We start from the raw sequence: 6,143 nt of genomic DNA on the forward strand, positions 1-6,143 counted from the left end.
AAAAATTGAGAGGAGAATCAGAATGGCCAAGTCAAAGTCGTACAACATAGCTTTAATGCCGGGAGACGGAACAGGACCGGAAGTTTTAGCGGAAGGTTTAAAAGTTTTAAAAGTTGCCGGAGCAAAGTACGGGGTAAAATTAAATTTAGAGAAATATGATTTTGGCGGGGAAAGATACAAAAAGACCGGCGAAACCCTTCCTGATTCGGCTATAGAAGAATTAAAGAAATCAGACGCCATTTATCTTGGCGCCATAGGCCATCCTGACGTAAAGCCGGGAATACTGGAACTTGGCATACTGTTAAAATTACGTTTTGCCCTTGACCAGTACATCAATTTAAGGCCGGTAAAACTTTATCCCAACGTGGAAACCCCGCTTAAAGATAAAGGCCCGGAGCACATTGATTTTGTGGTAATCAGGGAAAACTCAGGCGGCATATACACAGGAATGGGCGGAGTGGCGCAAAAAGGGACGCAGAACGAAGTTGCCACGCAGGTTATGGTTTACACAAGGCCGGTAGTTGACCGCTGCTTAAAGTATGCCTATGAATTTACAAAGAAGAGAAACAGCAAAAAGAAAATGCTTACGCTTGTACATAAAAATAATGTATTAACACACTGCGGCGACCTGTGGGTAAGGGCGCACAAAGAAATGGGCGACAAATATTATAAGGGAATCAAACAGGATTACGCGCACGTGGATGCCACCACAATGTGGTTTGTAAAGAACCCGGAATTTTTTGATGTTATCGTAACAGAAAATTTGTTCGGCGATATCATCACCGACCTTGGCGCCATGATTCAGGGCGGCATGGGAATAGCAGCCGGCGGAAACATTAATCCGGAAGGCGTATCCATGTTTGAACCAATCGGCGGTTCTGCCCCCAAATACACGGGCAAGAACGTCATTAATCCGCTTGCTGCAATAAACGCCGGCGCGATGATGATGGACACGCTTGGCGAAACAAAGATGGCAAAGTCAATTGATAACGCTGTAACAGCAGCGCTTGCATCCGGCAAAATTAAAAGCATGTCTGCCGGCAGAATGGGAATGGGAACAAAAGAAATGGGCGATTTTGTTGCGTCGCTGGTTAAATAAAATAAATTAATATATAAGGAGAAGGAAGATGAGCAAACAATATAACGTAGCCATTATGGGCGCCACCGGTGCGGTTGGCGAGATAATGAGGGACATTCTTGAAGAAAGAAAGTTTCCGGTAAAGGATATAAAGTTTCTGGCGTCAGAGCGTTCAAAAGGCAAAAAAATGAAGTATCAGGGCAGGGATGTTGAAATTGAAGTTTTAAGCCCCGATTCTTTTAAAGGTGTTGATATTGTCCTTGCGTCAGCGGGCGCGTCTGTCAGCAAAGAGTATGTTAAACACATACTTGACGCAAAGGCGCTTATTATTGACAACAGCTCCGCTTTCAGAATGGATGACGATGTGCCTCTTGTAGTGCCGGAAGTAAATCCGGAAGATATAAGGTTAAACAAGGGAATTATCGCGAATCCCAACTGCTCCACCATTATTATGCTTGTGCCTATCAAACCAATTCACGACAAGGCAAAAATAAAAAGGATTGTTGTTTCAACTTATCAGGCAACGTCCGGAGCCGGCGCAAAAGGAATGATGGAACTTGAACAGCAGACAAAAGACTGGGCGGCAGGAAAAGAAATTAAAGTGGATAAATTTGCTTACCAGATACTGTTCAACCTTATTCCGCACATTGATGTGTTCTATGAGGACGGCTATACAAAAGAAGAAATGAAAATGGTAAACGAAACCCGCAAGATAATGCACGCGCCGGATATGCAGATAACCGCAACCACGGTGCGCGTACCCTGCCTGCGTTCGCATTCAGAGTCCGTAAACATTGAAACGGAAATAAAGCTTACGGCAAAAGAAGCGCGCGAACTTCTTGAAAAAGCTCAGGGAGTTACCGTGCAGGATGATATTCACAATAAAAAATACCCAATGCCGCTTTTTGTATCCGGCAAAGATGATGTTTACGTGGGCCGCATAAGGGAAGACTTCTCCATAGACAAAGGGCTAAACCTTTGGGTAGTGGGCGACCAGTTAAGAAAAGGCGCCGCATTAAACGCGGTTCAGATAGCTGAAGTTGTGGCAAAAGAAGGCCTTAAATAAGAAGTAAAAGCCCCGCCTGAATAAGGCGGGGTTTTTTAATTTCAGGAGGTAATCATAATGATAGCGCGCTATACAAGGCCCCAAATGGGTGCTCTTTGGACTGAAGACGCAAAGTATCAGTCGTGGCTTGATTTGGAAGTGGCTGTGTGCCAGGCATGGGCAAAAAAGGGAAAGATTCCAAAAAAGGATATGGCCAGCATAAAAAAGAACGCGGCGTATAACGTAAAACAGATTGAAAAAATAGAAGGTGTGGTAAGGCACGATGTAATTGCTTTTTTAACATCTGTGTCAAAACACGTGGGCGCTTCTTCGCGCTATGTGCATATGGGCATGACTTCATCCGACCTTGTGGATTCCGCAATGGCGCTTAGAATGGTAAAAGCGTGCGACATTATAATAGAAGGGCAGAAAAAACTTATAGCGGCCCTAAAAAAACTTGCGGTAAAGCATAAATATACGGTAATGATAGGGCGGTCGCATAATATTCACGCAGAACCAATTACCTTCGGGCTTAAAGTGCTGGTGTGGTACTTTGAAGGAAAAAGAAATTTAGAACGTCTTATTGACGCCAAAGAAGAAATACGCGTGGGTAAAATTTCCGGGGCTGTGGGTAATTATGCAAATATAGACCCGGCAATAGAACTTGACGCGCTTACAAGGGTGGGATTAAAAAGGGCGGAAATTGCAAACCAGATAATTCAGCGCGACAGGTACGCGGCTTTAATGAATGCCATGGCTGTTGCCGCGGCATCTATTGAGAAAATAACGGTAAATTTAAGGTTAATGCAGCACAGCGAGATTTTAGAGACAGAAGAACCATTCGCAAAAGGGCAAAAAGGCAGCTCCGCTATGCCGCATAAAAGAAACCCCGTGGTATGTGAAAACCTGTCCGGCCTTGCCAGAATAGTAAGGACAAACGCGCTTGCGGCAATGGAAAACATTGCGCTTTGGCACGAACGTGATATTTCGCACAGTTCTGTGGAAAGAATTGCCGTACCGGACAGTTTTATCCTTATGGATTACATGCTGTCCAAATGCACATGGATTATTGAGAATTTAAGTGTGTTTCCAAAAAATATGATACGTAATATGAACCATTTAAAAGGCCTTGTTTTCAGCCAGCAGGTGCTTTTAACCCTTATTTCCAAGGGTATATCAAGGGAAGACGCCTATAAGATAGTTCAGACAAACGCCATGAAAATATGGGCCGGAGATCCGGAAGATTTTAAAACAAAACTTTTAAATGATGAAAAAGTGGTTTCAAAGATGACAAAAGCTGAAATTGAGGGTATTTTTAATGTTGATTATTACCTGAAAAATGTGGAAGAGTTTTATAAAAGAATGTAAGAAATCAATTCATCCCAAAGCCGCGGATTATCATCCACGGCTTTTTTTATTTATAGCCGGTCAAACCCCCTTAATTTAATCAATAAATACGGGTTTTTATATCTATTATAATAAAACAGGGTTTGGGTATATTTTTTTCAGAAGCACCGCAAATTGGTATTCTTGCATGTAAACAAACTTGAAATCATCGGGAAGGTTAACGTCATTGGCGAACGGGAGCTTGCGGCACATATAAATATGCCGCTGTGGCATTACATCCGGATAGGCGGATAGAAAGTTTATTTGAGCGGTGCATCTGAAAAAAATATACCCAAACCCTGTTTTATATTTGATTTTACTAATTAATCAAAACGAAATAAAAACCTTTAAAAATAAGCAGGTTTAATCTTAAATTCCGCGATAATTAAATTTGGCATCCTTGTTATTAAAGCGGCAATATACGGATAAATATTCTTTTGCGTAAATCAAAATAAAAAGTTATTTTAAATATTAGTTATATGCATAATATATAATACATATGGTTATTATCAAATAACGCTGTTATTGCTGCACAATACGCAAGAAACAGGCGTATAAAAATAAATGAAAATAATTTGTTTTTTATGTTGACAAGTATTTGTAAATTTGATATTATCACTCTCACGTTGATGAATTAGAAACAACACGTTCTTTAAAAAAGAATTAAGAGCAGCGCGGTGAAACGAAAAGTACCGCAAACGGAAATTAAAAACAGGCTTGTTAAAGCGGCAAAAAATAAATTAAAAATAATTTAAAATTTTTGTTGACAAACGAAGTTGTTTTTGGTAAAGTTTGAATGTAGCTAGCAGTTAAGCAAAACTACAGAGCAAGTTCTTAAAAAGCACATAAAGTGTGACAGGGATAGTTTGCGCCGTTTTTTGCGTGTCCGCAAAAATCTTTTGAATAAAAAGGTTTTTCCGGATACGCAGATAATCAGAATGAATTTCAAATTTTCATCTGAAAGCAAAAAACACAAATGTCCCTTGAACAGGATATTTTTGTCTGTTCTTTACCAGATTACTATAGAATAGATTGAGTTTCGCCTGTAAGCAGAATCAATAGTTCATTGGAGAGTTTGATTCTGGCTCAGGACTAACGTTGGCGGCGTGCCTAATACATGCAAGTCGAACGGGATACTTAGCAGCAATGTTAAGTGTTCAGTGGCAAACGGGTGAGTAATGCATAGGTAACATACCTTAAAGACGGGGACAACTATCCGAAAGGATAGCTAATACCGGATGTGATTGCGGGATCTCAAGGTTCTGCAATTAAAGGGCGGCCTCTATTTATAAGCTGTCGCTTTAAGATTGGCCTATGTCCCATCAGCTAGTTGGTAGGGTAATGGCCTACCAAGGCTGCAACGGGTAGCCGGCCTGAGAGGGCGATCGGCCACACTGGAACTGCGACACGGTCCAGACTCCTACGGGAGGCAGCAGTAGGGAATTTTCCACAATGCCCGCAAGGGTGATGGAGCGACGCCGCGTGAGGGATGAAGGTCTTCGGATTGTAAACCTCTTTCGTTTGGGAATAAGGTTTCAGCACTAATATTGCTGAAATTTGACGGTACCGAAGGAAGAAGCTACGGCTAACTCTGTGCCAGCAGCCGCGGTAATACAGAGGTAGCGAACGTTGTCCGGATTTACTGGGCGTAAAGGGCTTGTAGGTGGCCATATAAGTCAGTTGTGAAATCGTTCTGCTTAACAGAACAATTGCTTCTGATACTGTATGGCTTGAGTGCAGGAAGGGAAAATGGAATTTCCGGTGTAGCGGTGAAATGCGTAGATATCGGAAAGAACACCTGTGGCGAAGGCGGTTTTCTGGCCTGCAACTGACACTGAGGAGCGAAAGCTAGGGGAGCAAACAGGATTAGATACCCTGGTAGTCCTAGCTGTAAACGGTGTACATTAGGTGTGGGAGATTCATTTCTTCCGTGCCGACGCTAACGCATTAAATGTACCGCCTGGGAACTACGGCCGCAAGGTTGAAACTCAAAGAAATTGACGGGGATCCGCACAAGTGGTGGAGCATGTGGTTTAATTCGACGCTACGCGAAGAACCTTACCTGGGCTTGACATTCTTATGATCGCTTTGTGAAAGCTTAGCTTTCTGCCCGCAAGGGTAGACATTTGAACAGGTGTTGCATGGTTGTCGTCAGCTCGTGCCGTGAGGTGTTGGGTTTAGTCCTCTAACGAGCGCAACCCCTATTGCTAGTTGCCAGCGGGTAATGCCGGGAACTCTAGCGAGACTGCCTGGGATAACCAGGAGGAAGGAGGGGATGACGTCAAATCATCATGGCCCTTATGTCCAGGGCTACACACGTGCTACAATGGCAGATACAAAGGGTCGCAAAATCGCGAGATGGAGCCAATCCCAAAAAGTCTGCCTCAGTTCGGATTACAGTCTGCAACTCGACTGTATGAAGCTGGAATCACTAGTAATCGCGGGTCAGCTACACCGCGGTGAATACGTTCCCGGGTCTTGTACACACCGCCCGTCACGCTACGAAAGTTGTTTGTACCAGAAAACTCTGATTCAACCGCAAGGAGATAGGAGGCTAAGGTATGAGCAATGATTGGAGCGAAGTCGTAACAAGGTAGTCGTACCGGAAGGTGCGGCTGGATCACCTCCTTTCTA

Annotated in this window: 3 protein-coding genes and 1 rRNA gene (1 of these 4 cut by a window edge); all 4 read left to right on the forward strand. The window is 43.1% G+C overall.

Annotation, left to right across the window (positions count from 1 at the left end; genetic code table 11):
- The first annotated feature begins 22 nt into the window (after nt 1–22).
- Complete coding sequence (locus CVV21_02275; GenBank protein ID PKL92608.1) at nt 23–1,099, forward strand: 3-isopropylmalate dehydrogenase; 1,077 nt, start codon at nt 23–25, stop codon at nt 1,097–1,099.
- 28 nt (nt 1,100–1,127) lie between these two features.
- Complete coding sequence (locus CVV21_02280; GenBank protein PKL92609.1) at nt 1,128–2,144, forward strand: aspartate-semialdehyde dehydrogenase; 1,017 nt, start codon at nt 1,128–1,130, stop codon at nt 2,142–2,144.
- Between the two features lie 57 nt (nt 2,145–2,201).
- Entirely contained in the window at nt 2,202–3,491 is a 1,290-nt protein-coding gene (locus CVV21_02285; GenBank protein ID PKL92610.1) for an adenylosuccinate lyase, read from the forward strand.
- Between the two features lie 1,085 nt (nt 3,492–4,576).
- A 16S ribosomal RNA gene (locus tag CVV21_02290) occupies nt 4,577–6,143 on the forward strand (it continues 4 nt past the right edge of the window).

It is taken from the genome of Candidatus Goldiibacteriota bacterium HGW-Goldbacteria-1 (assembly GCA_002839855.1).
Taxonomy (GTDB): domain Bacteria; phylum Oederibacteriota; class PGYV01; order PGYV01; family PGYV01; genus PGYV01.